18 protein-coding genes are annotated in these 19,230 nt (G+C 65.5%); 13 read left to right on the plus strand and 5 right to left on the minus strand.

Annotated elements, in window-relative coordinates; translation table 11 throughout:
* Nucleotides 1-55: 55 nt before the first annotated feature.
* Together K8V11_RS06380 and K8V11_RS06385 are read right to left on the minus strand one after the other, a co-directional pair.
* On the minus strand, nucleotides 56-2,002 hold the full coding sequence (locus tag K8V11_RS06380) for an HNH endonuclease signature motif containing protein (protein ID WP_303911813.1): 1,947 nt from the start codon (nucleotides 2,000-2,002) through the stop codon (nucleotides 56-58).
* 282 nt (nucleotides 2,003-2,284) lie between these two features.
* Nucleotides 2,285-3,760 (minus strand): short-chain fatty acyl-CoA regulator family protein, encoded by a 1,476-nt coding sequence (locus K8V11_RS06385; protein ID WP_303911815.1) that lies wholly within the window; start codon nucleotides 3,758-3,760, stop codon nucleotides 2,285-2,287.
* Between the two features lie 327 nt (nucleotides 3,761-4,087).
* Between K8V11_RS06385 and aceA the strand changes: the two genes are divergently transcribed.
* From aceA to deoC, 10 genes are all read left to right on the plus strand, one after another.
* Nucleotides 4,088-5,377, plus strand: coding sequence for an isocitrate lyase (gene aceA / locus K8V11_RS06390; RefSeq protein ID WP_303911817.1), 1,290 nt, complete (start codon nucleotides 4,088-4,090; stop codon nucleotides 5,375-5,377).
* A gap of 184 nt (nucleotides 5,378-5,561) precedes the next feature.
* Nucleotides 5,562-6,512, plus strand: coding sequence for a 3-hydroxybutyryl-CoA dehydrogenase (locus K8V11_RS06395; protein ID WP_303911819.1), 951 nt, complete (start codon nucleotides 5,562-5,564; stop codon nucleotides 6,510-6,512).
* 133 nt (nucleotides 6,513-6,645) lie between these two features.
* Nucleotides 6,646-8,955 (plus strand): 5-methyltetrahydropteroyltriglutamate--homocysteine S-methyltransferase, encoded by a 2,310-nt coding sequence (metE, locus tag K8V11_RS06400; protein ID WP_303911821.1) that lies wholly within the window; start codon nucleotides 6,646-6,648, stop codon nucleotides 8,953-8,955.
* A 66-nt stretch (nucleotides 8,956-9,021) separates the two neighbouring features.
* Nucleotides 9,022-9,366 carry a hypothetical protein gene (locus K8V11_RS06405; protein WP_303911823.1) on the plus strand — a complete coding sequence of 115 codons (345 nt, stop codon included), beginning with the start codon at nucleotides 9,022-9,024 and terminating at the stop codon, nucleotides 9,364-9,366.
* Nucleotides 9,367-10,641, plus strand: a complete 1,275-nt coding sequence (locus K8V11_RS06410) for a DUF445 domain-containing protein (RefSeq protein ID WP_303911825.1) — start codon at nucleotides 9,367-9,369, stop codon at nucleotides 10,639-10,641.
* A gap of 343 nt (nucleotides 10,642-10,984) precedes the next feature.
* Complete coding sequence (locus tag K8V11_RS06415) at nucleotides 10,985-11,410, plus strand: helix-turn-helix domain-containing protein (RefSeq protein WP_303911848.1); 426 nt, start codon at nucleotides 10,985-10,987, stop codon at nucleotides 11,408-11,410.
* Nucleotides 11,411-11,475: 65 nt separating this feature from the next.
* Nucleotides 11,476-12,306 (plus strand): hypothetical protein, encoded by an 831-nt coding sequence (locus K8V11_RS06420; RefSeq protein ID WP_303911827.1) that lies wholly within the window; start codon nucleotides 11,476-11,478, stop codon nucleotides 12,304-12,306.
* A gap of 122 nt (nucleotides 12,307-12,428) precedes the next feature.
* Nucleotides 12,429-12,713, plus strand: coding sequence for a DUF2516 family protein (locus K8V11_RS06425; RefSeq protein ID WP_303911829.1), 285 nt, complete (start codon nucleotides 12,429-12,431; stop codon nucleotides 12,711-12,713).
* Nucleotides 12,714-12,728: 15 nt separating this feature from the next.
* The gene (locus K8V11_RS06430; protein WP_303911831.1) at nucleotides 12,729-13,439 is read left to right on the plus strand and encodes a MerR family transcriptional regulator; all 711 of its coding nucleotides are present in this window, start codon (nucleotides 12,729-12,731) and stop codon (nucleotides 13,437-13,439) included.
* Between the two features lie 11 nt (nucleotides 13,440-13,450).
* Nucleotides 13,451-14,155, plus strand: coding sequence for a deoxyribose-phosphate aldolase (gene deoC, locus K8V11_RS06435; protein WP_303911833.1), 705 nt, complete (start codon nucleotides 13,451-13,453; stop codon nucleotides 14,153-14,155).
* On the opposite strand, the gene K8V11_RS06440 is transcribed toward deoC, so the two are convergent.
* The gene (locus K8V11_RS06440) at nucleotides 14,156-14,875 is read right to left on the minus strand and encodes an LmeA family phospholipid-binding protein (protein ID WP_303911835.1); all 720 of its coding nucleotides are present in this window, start codon (nucleotides 14,873-14,875) and stop codon (nucleotides 14,156-14,158) included.
* Nucleotides 14,876-14,957: 82 nt separating this feature from the next.
* Nucleotides 14,958-15,455 (minus strand): DUF2505 domain-containing protein, encoded by a 498-nt coding sequence (locus tag K8V11_RS06445; protein WP_303911836.1) that lies wholly within the window; start codon nucleotides 15,453-15,455, stop codon nucleotides 14,958-14,960.
* Between the two features lie 140 nt (nucleotides 15,456-15,595).
* Between K8V11_RS06445 and K8V11_RS06450 the strand changes: the two genes are divergently transcribed.
* The gene (locus K8V11_RS06450) at nucleotides 15,596-16,711 is read left to right on the plus strand and encodes a UDP-N-acetylmuramate dehydrogenase (protein ID WP_303911849.1); all 1,116 of its coding nucleotides are present in this window, start codon (nucleotides 15,596-15,598) and stop codon (nucleotides 16,709-16,711) included.
* A 41-nt stretch (nucleotides 16,712-16,752) separates the two neighbouring features.
* Nucleotides 16,753-17,787 (plus strand): membrane protein insertase YidC, encoded by a 1,035-nt coding sequence (yidC, locus tag K8V11_RS06455; protein ID WP_303911837.1) that lies wholly within the window; start codon nucleotides 16,753-16,755, stop codon nucleotides 17,785-17,787.
* 11 nt (nucleotides 17,788-17,798) lie between these two features.
* Here yidC and K8V11_RS06460 read toward each other — a convergent pair whose 3' ends face one another.
* A complete protein-coding gene (locus tag K8V11_RS06460; RefSeq protein ID WP_303911851.1) occupies nucleotides 17,799-18,560 on the minus strand; it encodes an SDR family NAD(P)-dependent oxidoreductase in 762 nt (253 codons plus the stop codon).
* Nucleotides 18,561-18,785: 225 nt separating this feature from the next.
* Between K8V11_RS06460 and K8V11_RS06465 the strand changes: the two genes are divergently transcribed.
* On the plus strand, nucleotides 18,786-19,230 hold a 445-nt coding region (locus K8V11_RS06465), incomplete at its 3' end, for an ATP-binding cassette domain-containing protein (RefSeq protein WP_303911840.1).

Raw genomic sequence — 19,230 nt, forward strand, 5'->3', positions numbered from 1 at the left:
AAGGCGTCCATTCGCCGGCGGGTGGGTTGAGAGGAAGTCCGCGCATCGGGTTCGCCTAGAACTCGATTGTGTTGAGGTCTATTGCGGTTGAACCGTGGATTCCGTCGTTCCACCTTGATTGAGCGACCCGTTCCCGGAAGCGTCGTGCCTTCTTCTCTCTGAGCGCAGAGCGAAGCTCGATGACGTCGGATTTCGTCGCCTTCCTGGCGGGCGCCTTCTCGCCGTTCCGTCCCGAAGAGACGCTACCGACCAACAGTTCGTCGAGGTGGGCAGCAAGCTCCCAGGCCGCCTGGGCGAGCTGGGCGGTTTCCTCGAGAATTTCGGCCCGCGGCCCCTCGTATTCCGCGCCGATATCGCCGCGCAGCAAGCCACGATGGCCCTGCGGTGAGCTCGACCCGATGCAGTCGTCGCCAATCCGTGCGTACACCGTGCCGTCCGCATCGAGGCGGTACGAGCAATTGCCGTGCGTCTTGAACCTGTGATGATGGCGGCAGAGGGAGATGAGGTTGTCCTCGCGTGTGAGCCCGCCGGTGAGCGGCCTGTTCTTGTTGAAGGGGGTGACGTGGTCGAGGTCGCACCGTTGGGCAGGGTGGGTGCACCCGGGGTGGCGGCAGGTGCCGTCCCGTTCGACGACAAGTCGGCGGACGGTGTCGGTCGGGACGTAGGTGGTCTGTTCCTTGAAGTCGGAATCGATGCGCTCTAGGAGAGCGGAGAGGCCTTTGAGGTCGCTAAGTCCGACGTCATGCCTGGTGGGTACTACTTGCAGGTGAGCGCGGGACGCCTCTGCGAGAAGTTCGTCCAGCTTCTGCTTTGCCACCGATGCGTTGCCGGCCCAGGCGCGGGTGCGTGCGTGGGCGGGGTCGACATCGGCGACCAGCGTGATTCGTGGCTGGATGACTGGCGGCTCGGAGTGAGAGGGGGTACGGGCGGGGGCTTCCTCGCCTTCCGGCATCTTGCTCAGTCCAGTGACCAGCTGGACGAGGGCGTCCGCTCGGAGCTCGTCCTCGCAGCGATCGTCGCCGTCGGTATCGATCCATTCGTTGGCGATGGAATCGAGCCTTTCGGCGATTGTCGCGCACTCCAGAGCAGGGAGCTTCGCGCTGAGTGTGGCCATTCCGGACTTGCTCGCTCGAGTGGAGACCTTGCGATTTTTCGTTTCTTCGTTCTCGCGATCGACAACGCCCTCAGGGTCGATTTCTGCGATCACTCGGTCCAACTGCTTGGACAGGTGGGGGTTCCAAAACGCTGGTGACTTGTCTCTGTCCATTCGGTTGAGGAATACCGCCTCGATGGTCGAGCGCTTTTCTGGATCGACCACGTTGCGGAGTTGAAAGGCGATTTTCCTGGCGGCATACGCAGGTAGTTTGCCGTCGACGACGCGATTCCAGAGGCGCGGAAACTTGGAATGCAATTCGACGGCGCCGGCGACCATGTCCGATGCGGCGCGGTGATGCTGGCGATGCTCGATAGCCACGATGTCCGCCGCCACCCGTTCCGGATCGACCCGCGCAAACTTGGGGCGAGACTTCTCGGCGGCGTGCGATTGCGCCTCACGCGCCCGGTCGACCGCTTCAACGCAAAGCACCATCTGGGCGCCGTCCAACGTATTGCGCAAGTTGACGAGAAGCGCGGCTGATTCGGAAGGGGAATCGGCGTTGAGAATGACCGCGACGAGTTGCTTGGCAAGCAGTTGAAGCTCGTGTCCCATGGCGGTGACAGGGCTCGGTTGGCGGCGGGGATGCCCGGGCGACATTACGGCACGTTCCAGATATTCCGGCAACGGCGGAGCTGCTGGTGGGCCGAAAGGTTCATTGGTGTCGAACGGAATATCTATAAATCTGTCATGTTCGAATGCGTTGCGTATTGTGGTGGCGGTGCTAATGGTGGAATCAAGTAGCGTACCCCGGCCGTGCGCGAGATCGCGTAGACTCTTTGGGCGCTCTAAAATCGCACATGAACCGGTGGTAGGAGGTTTGTAGTCGGCGTCAAGCGGCTGGTTCATATCGGGCCTCGGTTTCCGTTTGTGAATGGATCTCGGTGACTCGTTTTGAGCGTAGATCAGTAGTTCGACAAATGCAATGATTTTCGATATTGTTGTTCGCGGATGCCGAGTGTGTTGAGGGTGGTGGCGAAAAAGGCCGAGGAAGGCGGATGAAAGCTGGGTTTTGGTGAGGCGTGATGCTGCGCTTCCTGTCGAGAGGGCAGCGAAGATGAGGCCAGGGTGGCTTCGTTGAATTGACCGGCTGTCGGGTGCGCGGGTGTGCGTCGTCCCGGAGTCGGTGAGTTAGCGGGAGTCGCCGAGAAAGTAGGGCGACAGTGAAGAGCGGTGAGCGTTGATCTTGAGGTCAACACTGACCGGAGGGAATGCGCGTTGTGGGCAGTTGGTGCGTTCGCACAGTCGGCAGCCGATGCCGATAGGTGTGGCAGCGTCCTCGTCCTCTAGGTCCAGCCCCTGCGCGTAGACCGTGCGGTGCGCATGCCGCGCTTCGCAGCCCAGTCCGATGGCAAAGGTCTTGCGCGCTTGCCCGAAACGGACGCTGCGCGTTGAGACCGTGCGGGAAATCCAGAGGTAACGCCGGCCATCCGGCATTTCCGCCACCTGTCGATTGATCTCGCCGGGAGAGGAGAACGACTCGTACACGTTCCACAGCGGGCACGTGCCGCCAGAGGTGGCGAAGTGGAAACCCGATGCAGACTGTCGTTTCGACATGTTTCCGGCGCGATCGACGCGGACGAACGAAAACGGAACCCCAGGCGAGCCCGGTCGCTGGAGGGTGGAAAGGCGGTGGCACACCGATTCGTACCCGGTCCCGTAGAAGGCTGCGAGGCGTTCGATGTCGTAGCGAAAGTCCTCGGCGGATTCTAGGAATCGTCCATAGGGCATCAGCACGGCTGCGGCGAAATAGTTCGCGAGGCCACGTAAGGCCAGATTTCGGGCGGCAGGGGAGGAGAACGATGCCTCGTCGACGAGTTGGTTGAGAAGTTCGCGATGTTCAAGGAAGGCGAGCTCGGTGGCGATGCGGAACGACTGCTGACCCCGATTGAGCTGAGCAGAAAGTTCGAGCCGTCTGGTCCGCGGGTCGAACTCGTGCCACACGCCGTCCGGGAGGTCGACGCGTCGGACGACGCGAACGTCATGTTCTGTTTCTATCCGGCGCCCGATCACGGTGCGGGTGTCACCGCGATTCATCCGGATCCGCGTGCTCAGGTCCTCGGCGGCGACGTCGAGCGAGCCGATGTAGTTCTGTCGCTGAGCGAAATAATCGCGCACCTCTTCGTGGGGCATAGCGGTCGATGCCAGCTGGTTGGTGCGCGAGGTCTGCGAGGCGTGTAGGTCCGATTCGGCTACCGACCCGGGTTTGGGGAGTGCGTTTCGAGTCTCCGCGACGATCGAAAGAAGTTGCCGCGTGTTGCCAAGTTGTTGGTATAGCGCGAGGAAGGCTTTCGCCATGTTGGGGTTCTCGCGAACCATCTCGACGATCTCGGAGGTGGGGACGCCGTCGCTCTGGCCGGTCTCGGTGAGCGCGTCGGTGAGCTGCGCGATGAGGCGGGTGTCCGAATCCGACGACATCGTCGCCAGGTCGACCCCGTACCTTTCGGCGATCAGCGTAAGTACACGCGACGACAGCGACCGCACGTTGTTCTCGAGCTGGTTCAGATAACTCGAGGAGATGCCCAATTGCGCGGCGAAAGCCGCTTGGGTGAGGCCTTGATCTTGGCGAAGCTCCCGAAGGCTCGCGCCGGCAAAGGACTTGGGCATGAACCCGACGATAGTGCCGCACAACGCGATTCGGAAACGCCCGACAGCCACCCGTAACCACACCTGAGGGGAAAGACAAAAATTCGCAAACTTTGCAAAGTTGACCAAAATCCTCGCGACATTTACAGAAAAGCCTGGTAGACGCCTCCGGATAAATGTGGCAAGCTCTGCTGTACGCCGCAAAGTCATTGGCAATAATGCGAAGCATCTGGGCCTGGCAAGGTCCAAGGGAATGCCTCGACACGATTGCCGATGCTGCGGGAGACGCACCGCAACGGTGCATCGTATTACTCAAGTAATTGGGACAACGGAAAGCGAGACTTACGAATGTCTAACGTCGGTCAGGCACGTACCGCGCAGGAGATCCAGAAGGACTGGGACGAGAACCCCCGCTGGAAGGGCATCACGCGCAACTACACCGCTGAGCAGGTTGCCGAGCTCCAGGGCACCGTCGTCGAGGAGCACACTCTCGCTCGCCGTGGCGCGGAGATCCTCTGGGACAAGGTCAACAACAAGGACTTCGTGAACTCCCTCGGTGCCCTCACCGGTAACCAGGCCGTTCAGCAGATCCGCGCGGGCCTCGAGGCTGTTTACCTGTCCGGCTGGCAGGTTGCCGGCGACGCCAACCTCTCGGGCCACACCTACCCGGACCAGTCGCTGTACCCGGCCAACTCGGTGCCGAACGTTGTTCGCCGCATCAACAACGCGCTTCTCCGCGCCGACGAGATTTCCCGCGTCGAGGGTGACACTTCCGTGGAGAACTGGCTCGCCCCGATCGTTGCCGACGCCGAGGCCGGCTTCGGTGGCGCTCTCAACGCCTACGAGCTCCAGAAGGCCATGATCGCCGCGGGCGCCGCCGGCGTCCACTGGGAGGACCAGCTCGCTTCGGAGAAGAAGTGTGGCCACCTCGGCGGCAAGGTGCTCATCCCGACCCAGCAGCACATCCGCACGCTGACCTCGGCTCGCCTCGCTTCCGACGTTGCCAACGTCCCGTCGGTCATCATTGCCCGTACGGACGCCGAGGCCGCTACCCTCATCACCTCCGATGTGGACGAGCGCGACCAGGAGTTCATCACCGGTGAGCGCACCGCTGAGGGCTTCTACAACGTCAAGAACGGCATCGAGCCCTGCATCGCCCGTGCGAAGGCCTACGCTCCGTTCGCCGACATGATCTGGATGGAGACCGGCACCCCGGATCTCGAGTACGCCAAGAAGTTCGCCGAGGGCGTCAAGGCCGAGTTCCCGGACCAGCTCCTCGCCTACAACTGCTCCCCGTCCTTTAACTGGAAGGCGAACCTCGACGACGAGACCATCGCCAAGTTCCAGAAGGAGCTCGGCGCGATGGGCTTCAAGTTCCAGTTCATCACCCTCGCGGGCTTCCACTCGCTCAACTACGGCATGTTCGATCTGGCCCACGGCTACGCCCGCAACCAGATGACCGCGTTCGTCGACCTGCAGCAGCGCGAGTTCAAGGCCGCCGAGGAGCGTGGCTTCACCGCCGTCAAGCACCAGCGCGAGGTTGGCGCCGGCTACTTCGACCGCATCGCCACCACCGTCGACCCGGAGAGCTCCACCACCGCTCTCAAGGGCTCCACCGAAGAGGGCCAGTTCCACTAGGAACTCCCTCCGGCTAGACAGCCCTTAGCTACATATAGGTACCGGGGCCGCACTGTTTCACGACACAACTTCGTTCGTGTCGGGTGCGGCCCCGAGTGCTACCGGGGCCGGAATGTGTCCCGGCTCACGCGCCAGCAAGACCCGCCAGCACAAACCCTTTCGTCCTAGGAGCTGAATCCTTCCCATGACAGAGAACACCGCCGCGCAGAACGCGGACAATGCTGCAGATCGTGCCGCAGAGACGGCAAACAAAATCACGCGCGTCGGTGTCATCGGCGCAGGCCAGATGGGCGCCGGCATCGCCGAGGTGTGCGCCCGTGCCCAGGTCGACGTCCTTGTGTGGGAAAAGACCCGCGAGGCCACCGCCGCAGGCCGTGCGCGCATCCTCAAGTCGCTCGACCGCGGCGTGTCCAGCGGAAAGATCACCGAGCGCGAGCGCGAGCAGGCCGCCCTGCGCCTCCGCTTCACCACGGAGATCGCGGACTTCGCCGACCGTCAGCTCGTCACCGAGGCCGTCGTCGAGGACGAGGCAGTGAAGACCGAGCTGTTCCGCGAGCTCGACGAGGTCGTCACCGACCCGAACGCCGTGCTCGCCTCGAACACCTCCTCCATCCCGATCATGAAGCTCGGCATGGTCACGCAGAACCCGCAGCGCGTTATCGGCCTCCACTTCTTCAACCCGGTGCCGGTGCTCCCGCTTGTCGAGCTCATCACCACGCTCGAGACGTCGTCGAAGGTCACCGAGCGCGCCGAGAAGTTCGCCGCGGAGATCCTCGGCAAGCAGGTCGTGCGCTCCGCGGACCGTTCCGGCTTCGTCGTCAACGCGCTGCTCGTGCCGTACCTGCTCAGCGCCATCCGCATGGCCGAGTCCGGCTTCGCCACGGTCGAGGACATCGACCAGGCGATGGTGCTCGGCTGCGCCCACCCGATGGGTCCGCTCACCCTCACCGACCTCGTGGGGCTCGACACCGTCAAGGCCATCGCCGACTCGATGTACGGCGAGTTCAAGGAGCCGATGTACTCGCCGCCGCCGATGCTGCTGCGCATGGTCGAGGCCGGACGTATCGGCAAGAAGGCCGGCCACGGCTTCTACCGGTACGACACCGACGGGCGCGTCACGAAGTCCGGCGCATAAGGCGCCTGCCGCCACCCGTACAAACATTCACGTGTGACGGCGGAGTCGGTGAAATCTCCCCGCCTCCGCCGTCATAGGTGATCGAATCGAAACCACAAGCGGTACGTTCGTCGAAAAGTAAAGGGTAAAGAATATGCCGGGGCACTCTGATTCCATCGCGCACCTCGATCGCACCCGTGCTTCCAGCGTCCTGGGTTATCCGAGGATCGGGCCACATCGCGAGCTCAAGCGCGCGCTCGAGAGCTACTGGCACGGCGATTCGCCGGCCGCCGAGCTGCTCGCGACGGGACGCCAGATCCAGGAGTCCACGTGGCTCGAGCTCAAGGCGATGGGGCTGACCCAGATTCCGGGCAAGACCTTCTCGTTCTACGACCACATCCTCGACGACGCGCTGCTTTTCGGCGCCGTCCCGCACCGGTTCAAGCCGCTGCAGGAGGAGCTCGACCCGCTCGATTTCTACTTCGCGATCGCTCGCGGCAAGCCCGAGTACCCGCCGCTGGAGCTCGCGAAGCTACAGGGGACGACGTACCACTACCGCCAGCCGGAGTTCGAGGACACCTCGCACTTCGAGCTCGACGCGCAATCGGTGCTCGACGAGATCGACCGCGCCCACGCGCTCGGTATCGAGGTGCGTCCGGTGATCACCGGTCCGCTGTCGCTGCTGCTGCTGGGCAAGTCGGCGGAGACGGCCGCGAACAACTTCAAGCCGATCATTCTGCTCGACCGGCTGCTCGCCGAGTACGTCAAGCTGCTCGAGGCGCTCGCCAAGCGGGGCGTGGTGTGCGTGCAGTTCGACGAGCCGGCGATGACGATGGAGCGCACGGACTTCGAGATCAAGCGCTTCCGCGAGGCCTACCAGGCTCTCGCCGATTCGGCGCTGCGCCCGCGCATCCTCGTCACCGGACCGTATGGGGATTTCGGCGCCGCGCTCGAGGCGATCGCCGCGACAAATGTGGAGGCCATCGCGCTCGATCTCGTGCACGGGCGCAACGATGTCGAGGAGCTCGCCGCTATTCCCGGCCTGCGCCGCAAGCGCATCTACGCCGGCGTCATCGACGGGCAGAACATCTGGCGCAACGACAAGTTCGCGACGCTCGATTACCTGAAGAAGCTGCGCGAGAAGTTCCCGGATCTCGTGGTCTCGACGTCGTCGACGCTGCTGCACGTGCCGCTCGACGTGCTCACGGAGACCGATCTGGACCCGGCGCTCGACGACACGCTCGCGTTCGCCAAGCAGAAGGTGGCCGAGGTCGTCTCGCTGGCGAACGCGCTCGAGGACGGGCCGACGAAGCGGTGGCGCCCGCTGCCGGAGCGCGAGGGCGCGTTCCGTGAGGACGTGCGCAAGGTGGTCGAGGCCGCGCGCGCCTCGCGCTCGGATCGCATGCCGTATGCCGAGCGCAGCGTGCTGCAGGCCGAGCGACTGCAGCTTCCGGTGCTGCCGACCTCGACGCTCGGTTCCTTCCCGCAGACCCCGCAGATCCAGCGTGCGCGCAAGGACCTCGGCGAGGGGCGCGTCAACTACGAGGAGTACTCGCAGTACCTGCGCGAGGAGATCGAGAAGGTCATCCGCCTGCAGGAGGACATCGGCCTCGACGTGCTCGTGCACGGCGAAGTCGAGCGCAACGACATGGTGCAGTACTTCGCTGAGCTGATGGAGGGCTTCGCCGTCACCCAGAACGGTTGGGTCCAGTCCTATGGCTCGCGCTGCGTGCGCCCGCCGATCCTGCACGGCGACGTCAAGCGCCCGCGGCCGATGACTCTCGAGTGGAATGCGTACGCGCAGACGCTCACCGAGAAGCCGGTGCGCGCGACGCTCACGGGCCCGGTGACGATGCTCGCGCGTTCGTTCTGGCGCGAGGACCTCGCGCCGGAGGAAGTCGCCTACCAGGTGGCGTACGCGGTGCGCGAGGAAATCGCCGACCTCGAGTCGGAGGGCATGGCGATCATTCAGGTCGACGAACCGTCGATCCGCGAGCTGCTGCCGCGCCGCGGCGCGGACCGGGCGCAGTACCTCGATTGGGCGGTGGACACGTTCCGCTTCGCGACCGAGGACGCGAAGCCGGAGACTCAGATCCACACGCACATGTCGTACTCGTCGCTGCAGGTGATGACGGAGGCGATCGAGGATCTCGACGCGGACGTCACGTGCATCGTCGCGACGCGCTCGATCGACTGGGTGCTCGAGGCGCTCGACGACCACACCCTCACCCGCGAGGTCGCGCCCGGCGTGTACGAGTCGCGCTCGGCCTTCGTGCCCGACATCGATCTGCTGCATCGCCGCCTGCGCAAGGCGGTCGATACGCTTGGCATCGAGCGTGTGTGGGCCGTTCCTGACGGCGGACTCAAGACGCGCCACATGTGGCAGCTGGAACCGGCGCTTCGCAATATGGTCGCCGCGGCGCACCGGCTTCGTCGGGCGGCCGCCAAGGACGCGCAGGGGTGATTGTGTGCACGCGGCCGCGGTCCGTCTAAGATATTGCTGAACAAGGTTAAGTAAAGGGGTCCGAGAATGGAACACGCCGCAGAGCTCGAGCACCGCGGTCCGCAGATCGAGAAGGCGTACTACCCGGAGTACTTCGACGAGGCGCCGACGACGTTCCCGCTGTACAGCTGGGAGGTCCTCCTCGGCAGCTCGGTCATGCTTGCCGGAATGGGAGCACTTGGGTTCCCCATCACCGCCGCCGCGTACATGAACGAGAACGGCGATGTGTCGATGAGCCTGGTCATCGGGGCCGCCATCTTCTTCGTCCTCGTCGAGACGCTCGGGCTGCTCATGGTGGTCACCGGGTTCAAGCGCCACACACGTGAAGACGACCACCATTTGCGCGACAACCACCACGTGGATTCTCACTAGGTGGCCGGAACCGGCCTCGTCGCGCCCACCGCGGCGGATATCACGAACGCACGTGCGCTGCGGCGCATGAAAATCGTGGCGACAAGCTTTCTGCTTGTCGCCGCGATTTGTTATGTGCTCTCTCAGATCGCGTTGTCTCGCGATGCGGGGGCGTGGGCCGGGTACCTTCGCGCCGCGTCGGAGGCCGGAATGGTCGGCGGTCTGGCGGACTGGTTCGCGGTGACGGCGCTCTTCCGTCACCCCCTCGGCATCCCGATCCCGCACACCGCCTTGATCCCGCGGCGCAAGGATCAGCTCGGCGAATCGCTCGGCGGGTTCGTGGGGGACAACTTCCTCGACCCGGATCTCGTGGGGGAGAAGGTTGCGAGCGCGCACATCCCCGAGCGCGCGGGGCAGTGGTTGCTGGAGCCGGATAACCGCCGGCGAGCGTCCGGCCAGGCGGCGAAAGCGATCCGCGCGGCGCTCGAGGTGCTGCGCGACGAGGACGCGGTCGGTCTCATCGAGCGGACCCTCGTGGCCCGGATCTCCGAGCCCGAATGGGGACCGCCGATGGGCAAGGTGCTCGGCGAGATGGTCGCCGAGGGCAGGCAGGAGCCTGTCGTCCAGCTGCTCGCCGACCGCACTCTCGAATGGGTCGAGCGCAACCCCGAGACGATCGAGTACTGGGTCACCGAGAAGGCGCCGACGTGGGCGCCGCAGCTGGTCAACGAGATCGTCGCCGAGCGCGCCTACTCGGAGGTGCTGCATTGGGCGCGGGCGATCAAGGAAGATCCGCACCACAGCGTGCGGGTCGCGCTCACCAACTTCCTCACCCAACTCTCGCGGGATCTGCAATACGATCCGGACACCATCTCCCGGCTCGAGCGGTTCAAGGGCGACCTGCTGTCGCGGCCCGCGACGCGCGATGCCATCGCCTCGGCGTGGATCTCGGCGAAGAACGCCTTTATCACCGCGACGGAAGACTCGAGCTCCGAGCTGCGCGGCAAACTCGACGAGCTCACCGAGCGGCTCGCGAACAACCTGGTCTCGGACTCGAAGATGCGCGCGTCCGTGGACGACTACCTCGTGCGCACCGCCTCGTTCGTCGCGTCGAACTACGCGGGCGAGATCACCTCGATCATCTCCGAGACCGTCGAGCGCTGGGATGCGCACGAGGCGAGCCGCAAGATCGAGCTCCTCGCGGGCAAGGACCTCCAGTTCATCCGCATCAACGGCACGGTCGTGGGTGCGCTCGCCGGCATCGTGATCCACGTGTTTACCGAGCTGCTCTTCTAGCGCCTAAATCGCTGTTACGTCTACAAAAATAGAGCCTCCGCCGTCATCGGTTGGGGCTCTATTTGTGGGATGGGTCACGTTTGCTAGCAAAGTGCTTGCAATTGCTAGCAAGGGCCTTTAACTTGGGAATCGCAGGTCCGAAGAGTTCGGGGCTGGGAATCGACAGATTCGCTCTGAACCGAACAGGGGAAAGGCGGTGTCGACCGTGGTAACTTCACGCAAGACCTCCGCCAAGCCCGCCAGCAAGCAGCCGGGTAAGCAGACCAGCAAGCCCTCGGCTCCCGTAGCTGCGTCGAAGGAAGTCGCCGTCGCGGGGGGCGAGGATGCCTCGGCGATCGAGCGGATGGTCGGCCACGCCGCCCAGGACATCGGCTCGTTTATCCGCGCCCAGCGCGAATCGGCGGAGGTGTCGCTCCGGCAGCTCGCCGAGCGCACCGGGGTGTCGAATCCGTACTTGAGTCAGATCGAGCGCGGTTTGCGTAAGCCTTCGGCCGAGGTTCTCGCGCAGATCGCCAACGGTCTCCGGGTCTCTGCCGAGGTGCTGTACATGCGTGCGGGAATCCTTGAGGAACGCACCGGAGGTTCGACTCGCGACGCGCTCGTCATGGCGATGGAGCTCACCGAGAAACAGCGGTCCGCGCTGCTCGAGGTGTACGACGCGTTCGTATCCGCGAACTGCGCGAGCGCACCGCCCGAGGAACCGAAGCCGGACGGCACGAAGAAGCCGACCGCGAGTACCGCGAAGGTGCCGCCGCCGAGCGGCGATTAGCTTTCGGACCACAACAAACTTTGCCACTTTTCCCACGAAACGTTCTGAACCACAAAGGAGTAATCATGGCTACGAAGAAGAGCAAGAAGGCCGATAAGGCATTCGAGGGCCCGCTGGGTCAGGCGCTCGGCGTCGTACGCACCCCGGTTTACGCTTACATCGGCGCCAACGACCTCGCGATCGAGGCCGCTACCGGCATCGTGAGCGACCTGCGCCGCCGCGCCAGCGAGACCGCTGCCGAGCTGCAGGAGAAGGCCGCCAACTTCCAGGGCCGTGCGGCCGAGGTTCCGGACCGCGTGCAGGCCGTTCCGGCCGACGTTCAGGCGCTGCTCGACAAGTACAACCCGGAGGAGCTCCGCAAGGTTGCCGAGGCTTACGTTCAGGTTGCCGCCGGCATCTACTCCGGTCTCGCCACCCGCGGCGAGGACGTCGTGACCCGCCTGCGCAACGACAACCCGCAGCTTGACGCCGGACTGAACCGCGCCGGCGAGGCGGTCTCCAGCGCCGACGAGCGCATCAACGACGGCATCGAGGCCGGCGAGGAGACCCTCGGCACCGTCTCGCGCCAGACCCGTTCGCTCGGTGTCCGCGGCGCCAACAAGGTGTCGAAGGCCGCGCACGAGGCCGCCGACGACGTCAGCGATGCCGCGTTCGAGGCTTCGGACAACATCCAGTCCGTCGCCGGCAAGGCCGAGGCGAAGACGTCGGCCGCCGCGAAGAAGGTTCCGGCCAAGAAGGCGCCCGCGAAGAAGGCTCCGGCCAAGAAGGCGCCCGCAAAGAAGGCTGCCTCGACCGCCACGAAGTCGACTGCCTCCAAGTCGACCACCACCAAGTCGACCACCACCGCGAAGAAGGCTCCGGCAAAAAAGTCGACCGCCCCGAAGACGAACAACTAAGTCTTTTCTCCGGTCTCGGCGAATAGTCGAGGCGAAGGGGCCACTCTCAAGACCATATCGAGCGGCGCGTACTCCGATGAGGGGGTACGCGCCGCTTCTTTGTGTCCGTTAGACTACGTCGTGTGAATGAGCTGCTTTCTGGCGGAATGAACACTTTTATGACGATCGCCCAGGTCGCCTTCGTGATCTGGGCTCTCGTCGGCGCCGTGCTGTGTGCACGCGCGAGCGCCGGGGCGTTCGTGGCCGAGGGCAAGTGGAACAAATGGGGCTGGTTCGCGGTGTGTGCCGCGGCGGCGGTCATCTTCGTGGTCATCGGACCGTTCTCGATTTTCGGCATCGTCGGCATTGTCGCCGTCGGCGTGTTCTTCGCCGACGTGCGCCCGTCGGTGGCGAACGCCGGAAGGTAGCGGCTGGTAACGCCGATGCCCCGGGATCCCGCACCGCGCGAGCTGCGGATAGAGGAGCTCGCGGAGCTCGCGCAGTCGAGCGTGCGCAACATCCGGGTGTATCAGGAAAAAGGCCTCATCCGGCCGCCGGTCCGGCGCGGCCGTACCGCGTGGTACGGGCCGGAGCATCTGTCCCGGCTGCGACGCATCACCTCTCTGCTCGAGCGCGGATACACCTTCGCCACCATGGAGGAGATATTCACCGCCGAAAGTCTCGGGCTCTCGGTCTCGGAAATGATCGCGGCCGGCTCGGCCGAGGACATGCGGCGGCTGCCGGGCGCGCGCAAGACCATCCCGATCGACGAGCTCAGCCGGGCGTTCAGCATCGATCTCTCTCCCGCGTTCTTCAGGCTCTGTCAGGAGAGTGGGCTGCTTCGCCTCGACGAGTCGGAAGGCGTTGTGGATATCGACGTCGCGTCGGTGCGGATGCTCTCGGTTCTCGCGGAGCTCGGCCTCGACATGGACGATCTCGGCTCGCTGCTCGAGCGCATGCAGGACTTGTCGCGCGACGTCGCCGCGGCATCGGGGGAGCTCGTCGACCGCGTGATCGAGGTGCGCGCCGACTCTCCGCCGTACACCCGCACGCGCGAGGACATGGAGGTCATCGCCGTCGTCGGGACGAAGCTTCTGCGCCGGATGTGCGTCCATCTGGTCTCTGAAATGCTCGACGCGCGCCTGCACGAGTAAATTTGGAGCCCATGACGTCGAACATGCCGATCACCCGAGCCGAACTCGCCGACAGGATCGATCACACATTGCTGCGTCCGGAGGCCACCCGCGAGGACGTGGCCGCGCACGTCGCGGAGGCGACGGAACTCGGTGTGCGGACGGTGTGCATTTCGCCGTCGATGCTTCCCGTGCGCGCGGGCTCGATGCCCGTCGGCACCGTGATCGGGTTCCCGTCGGGTAAGCACCACTCGCTCATCAAGGCGATGGAGGCGCGCATCGCCGTGGATATGGGCGCCACCGAACTGGACATGGTGCTCGACTACAGCGCGATCATCTCCGGCCGCCCCGAGGAGATCCTCGGCGAGCTGAGCCCGGTACGCGACGCGGCACCACATCCTGTGGTGCTCAAGGTGATCCTGGAGACTGCGGCCATCTATGCGGAGTTCGGGGCCGAGCGGGTCGAGGAGGCCGACGCGGCGATCGCGAACGCCTGCGAGCTCGCCGCGAAAGGCGGGGCGAACGTGGTGAAGACGTCGACGGGATTCCACCCGGCGGGCGGCGCGAGCGCGCACGCCGTGCGCGTGATGGCGCGGGCGGTGGACCCGTTGGGCTCGGTGCTCGTGAAGGCCTCGGGCGGCATCTCCACGGCCGCGCAGGCCGTGGAGATGCTCGAGGCGGGCGCGACGCTCATCGGTACGAGCCGCTCGGCGCAGATGCTGGCCGAGCTGGGGTAACTATCCGAGCTTGACGTTTTCGCCCTGCAGCTCGATGACGAGACCTTCGTCGGTGACCTTCGCCCCGGACACCGTGACGCCCTCGGGGAGGCGGTCGACGGTTTCCTGCACGAGGGAGATCGTGCCGCCAAGGAGGTTCTCCGGCAGCTCCATGCCCATGACCTCGGCGTTCTGCGGCTTGAGCGAGAGCGAGCCGTCCGAGACCTCGGGGATGAGCTGCGCGGTGGCGAAATCGCCGATCTCGACGTCGAGCGCGCCGGCCTCGGGGTTCGGATTGATCGCCTTCACCGACGCGAGCTGGCTGAGCAGATCGTCGCCCTGGGATTCGGTGGCGACGGCGAGCATCGCCTCGGAGCTGAGGGTCGCGGTGCCGCTGAGCGACTTCGCGGTGGAGCTGCCGTCGTCGCCGGTGTTGACGTCGTCGAGCTGGATATCGATCGCGGGCGCAGGGTCGCCCGTGTCCGTTGTTCCCCCATCCGAGGTGAGCGTGACGCCGTCCGCGGTGCGCTTGATCGCCGTCACAATCGCCAGACCGTTGAGGCTGGCATCGGTCGGCGCGCCGATGCTGGAGGTCGCGGAATCGGCGATATCCGTCTCGATGCGGTTACGCAGGAAGAACTCGGCCGCGACGACCGCGACGACCAGGAGAACGATGACGACGAGGCTGCCGATGAGGAGGCCCGCTCCGCGGCGGCGCCGTTGTGGGTACGCGTTGCTCATTGCACCCATTGTTCCGGATGAGAGCTGAAAGTTGGGCAGCCGGATCCCATAAATCCCTGTAAAACCCTGAGGATTTCTCGTTCTAGCTGTTCAGGTAGGTCTGCACGGTGTCGAATTCGCGCTGGTGCGCCTCGGCGAGGAATTCGATGACCATCTTCTCGATCTTCTTGCCGATGAGAGGAACGGACGCACTGGCCGTGCCCTTGACCGTCTCGATGGTGACGTTCCCCTCGCGCGTCGAGGTCAGTGTGCCGGAGACGCGCAGGATGCTGCCCAGGGCCTCGCCGCTGGAGACGGCGTTGATGGTGTCGCCCTCGGGCGCGTTGTAGGTGGCCTTGCGCGAGATCGGTAGGTCGCCCGTGTGGATCTTGGACACGAACGACGGGATGTGGGTGCTGTCGACTACCTGCTGGAACTCGATCTCGACGCCGGAGTCCGTGGCCTCGAAGGACGTGAGCTTGTCGTGCTCGGAACCGGCGGCGGACATGCGCATCTCCCAGAACGCGGCGTCCTGGTAGCACTGCCACAGTTCATCGATGGTGGCGGGGGTGGATGCGGAAAACTCGAATGGGGTAGCCATGGAAAAACCTTAACGCGACGGCGGCCCTCGCGCGTTGCGTCGGGTGTGATCTGCTCCCGGCGGGCGCAGGCATTACCGTTGTGGGGGTGACTACCGGTTCCGGCACCCAGATTCTTGCAGAGCTCGCCGCGCGCGAGGACGTGCGGCTGCTCGCGAATGAGCCGCTCAGCGCGCATACGACGTTGCGCCTCGGCGGAACCCCGCGCGCGTACCTGCGCGCCGAGACGACCGAGGCAGTTGTGGAGTGCGTGCGCGCGCTCGACGCGGCCGGAGTGCCGGTTCTCGTGCTCGGCGGCGGCTCGAACCTCGTGGTCGCCGATGGTTCGGTGGGGGAACCGGGGGATGACGGCGGGCTCGGGTTCGTCGTCGTGGCCGTCCGCTGCGCGGCGATCGATATCTCGCCAGGCGGGGTGGTGCGCGCGGAGGCCGGCGTGACATGGGACGAGCTCGTGGCGCGGACCGTCGAGGCTGGGATGGGCGGACTCGAGTGCCTGTCCGGGATCCCGGGGTCGGTGGGCGCGACGCCGGTGCAGAACGTCGGCGCGTACGGGGTCGAGGTCGCGCAGGTGCTGCGGCGCGTGCGCGTGCTGGACCGCGTGAGCGGGGAGGACGCGTGGCTGGAACCTTCCGAGCTGGGGCTCGCGTACCGGACGTCGAAGCTCAAGGGCAACGATTCTGGCGTGGTGCTCGAGGTCGAGTTCACGTTGCGCCCCGATGGGCTCAGCGAGCCGATCGCTTACCGGGAGCTTGCCGCGCGGCTGGGCGCGGAGCAGGGCGAGCGCGTGCCCGCTGCGAAGGCGCGCGAGGTCGTCCTCGAGCTTCGCGGCGGCAAGGGGATGGTGCTCGACGCCGAGGACCACGACACGTGGAGCGCCGGCTCGTTCTTCACGAACCCCGTGGTGCCGGCGGCCGAGTTCGGCGCGGTGCGCGCGAAGGTGGCGAAGGCGCTCGGCGACGAGGCGGCGGAGAAAATGCCGGCGTTCGACGTCATGGGCGGGGGTTCTGGTTCTGGCGTGAAGCTATCGGCGGGGTGGCTGATCGAGCGGGCCGGTTTTGCCAAGGGGTACCCGGGCGAGGCGGCGCCGATGCGGCTGTCGACGAAGCACACGCTCGCGCTGACGAACCGGGGGAGCGCGCGGACGAAGGACCTGATCGCGCTGGCCCGCGAGGTGCGCGCGGGCGTCGAGGACGCGTTCGGCGTGACGCTGCACCCGGAGCCGGTGTGGGTCGGCTGCACACTTTCCGGCGAATCCTGACACACTTGTGTGATGCACGCGAAGGCATTTAAGGACGGTACATGTTAGACGCTCTGGCCTACCCGGTCTCGTTGTTGATGAAGTTCTGGCACTGGCTGCTGTCGCTGGTCGTGCCGGGCGACTCGGGGATCGCGTGGGTCGGGTCGATCCTGCTGCTCGTCGTCACGGTGCGCCTGATCCTGCTGCGACCCATGTGGGTGCAGATGTACTCGATGCGCAAGATGGCGACGCTGACGCCGGAGATCAAGCGCATCCAGAAGGAGTACAAGGACGACCGGCCGAAGCAGGCCGAGGAGATGCAGCGCGTTTACAACGATGCGCAGGTCAACCCGCTGTCGGGCTGCCTGCCGATGCTCGTGCAGATCCCGGTGTTCCTCGGGCTCTACCACACGCTGATCGGGTTTACCCCGCGCGGAATGTCGATCCAGGAGGCCGCCGCGCAGTCGAACGGTGCGTTCGGTCCGGAGCAGGTCTCGCAGTTCCTCTCGGCGCAGTTCTTCGGTGTGCCTCTGGCCGCGTATATCCGGATGCCGCGCGAGCAGCTCGAATCGCTCGCGCAGGGCACGTCTACGTCGACGGTGCTGATCATGTGCGTGACGCTGTTCCTGCTCGCGGGCATCGCGACGTGGATCAATATGCGCAATTCGATGAAGCGCCAGGAGCGCGCGCGGGAGCAGGCGAAGGAAGAAGAGAAGCTCATCGAGGAGGCCGAGCGCGCTGGCGGGCCCGTGGTCGACGGCGAGGTCGTCGCGATCGATGGGAACTCCGATGCCGCCGACGAGGCGAAGAAGGAGTCCGCCAAGAAGGAGGCGGCGAAGAAGGACGAACCCGAGGTGCCGGACTTCGCGCAGGTCCTGCAGGATTCGATGGGCCAGTCGATGAAGATCATGATGTACGTGTTCCCGATCTTCCCGCTGGTCGGCGCGTTCATGTTCAACTTCCCGCTCGCGATCGGCATCTACTTCCTGCTCAATAACGTGTGGACCGCGGTGCAGTCGCATCTGCTGCTCAACCGGTTGGAGAAGCTGCTGCCCACTGGCGGCGCGGCGGGGCTGCCGCCGAGCGCCTACATGTAGGTCGCTGTCAGTCACCCCCAGCGGGATTGGCCGCCGTCCAACGGGATGGTGGCTCCGGTGAGGTAACCCGCCTCGGCCGAGCACAGCCACGCCACCGGACGCCCGACGTCGATTCGCGGGTCGCCGATCCGCCCGGCGGGAATCGAGGCGATGAACTCCTCCGCCTCCTCCGGGTGGTTGTCCACCCACCAGTCGAGCCCCGGGGAGTGCGCGTGTGGGGCGACGTTGAGCGCCCGGATTGCCTCCTCCGCCCACTCGTGTGCGGCCGCTCTGGTGAGTGCCCGGATCGCTTCCTTCACCGCGGCGTAGACGCCGTAGTTCGCCGCGTCCCAGCGCACCGCAGCAGAGGACGCGAGGTTGATGATCGTCCCGCCGCCGCGGGCAGCCATATGCGGACGAGCCGCCTTCATGAGGGAGAGCGTGGCGCGGGGGCCGGCGTTGAACGCGGAGAGAAAATCCTCGTCGGAATACGCCTCGAGCGGCGCCGGGATCGCCAGATTGGCGTTGTTGACGAGTATGTCCACGCCGCCGAGGAGGTTGGTGGCGGCCTCGACGATCCGCTGCGCGGCGTCGCCTGCGGTGATGTCGATTTCGAGCGTGGCGGCCTCGCCGCCCTCGGCGCGGACCTGGTCCGCGACACTGTCGAGCTTTCGTGCGGTGCGACCGACGAGCAGAATATCGGCTCCGGATTCGGCGAGAGCCAGGGCTATGCCCCGGCCGACGCCCTGTCCCGCGCCGGTGACGACGGCCGCTTTGCCTGCGAGGCGTGTGATTGAGCTGGTCATGTCGCCAGGCTAGTGGCGAAGCCTTGACGGCGTAGCACGAATTGTTCTATCGTTCCGAACGTCATTCGCCGGGCACTTCGGGGCGCGCTTAGCTGCGCGGGCCGAGGGGCAACGGCGTTCGGTCTGCCCGAGGAGTTCGATACACAGTGCATGGCTAGGTGATGAGTCCTTCGCCCGTTCGCGGCGACCCTTCTCTTCACCCTGGAGCGAGCCATGCCCTCTATTTCCTGTATCGACGTCTCCTACGAACACCCCGACCGCACTTCGGTTTTCGATGGCCTGAGCCTGACTCTCGGCCCCGGACTTTCCTCTCTCGTGGGGCGCAACGGCGCCGGCAAGACCACCCTGCTGCGCCTCGTGGCGGGCGAACTCGCCCCCGGTTCCGGGACGGTGCTTGTTGACGGCGTGCTCGCCTATGTCCCCCAAGACCTGCTTATTTCGGCGCGCGGGGTGGGCGGCGCCCAGTTCATGGCGCCACGCATGGCGGATTTGCTGGGCGTGCGCTCTCGGCTTGCGGCGCTGGCGCGGATCGAGGCGGGATCGGTGGACGAGGCCGATTTCGCCGCGCTCGGCGACGAGTGGGACGTGGCGGAGCGGACGTCCGCCGTCATCGCGAAGATGGGTTTGCCCGCGGGACCGGGCGACCTCGAACGGCCCG

This window comes from Dietzia timorensis (assembly GCF_020742175.1).
Taxonomy (GTDB): domain Bacteria; phylum Actinomycetota; class Actinomycetes; order Mycobacteriales; family Mycobacteriaceae; genus Dietzia; species Dietzia timorensis_A.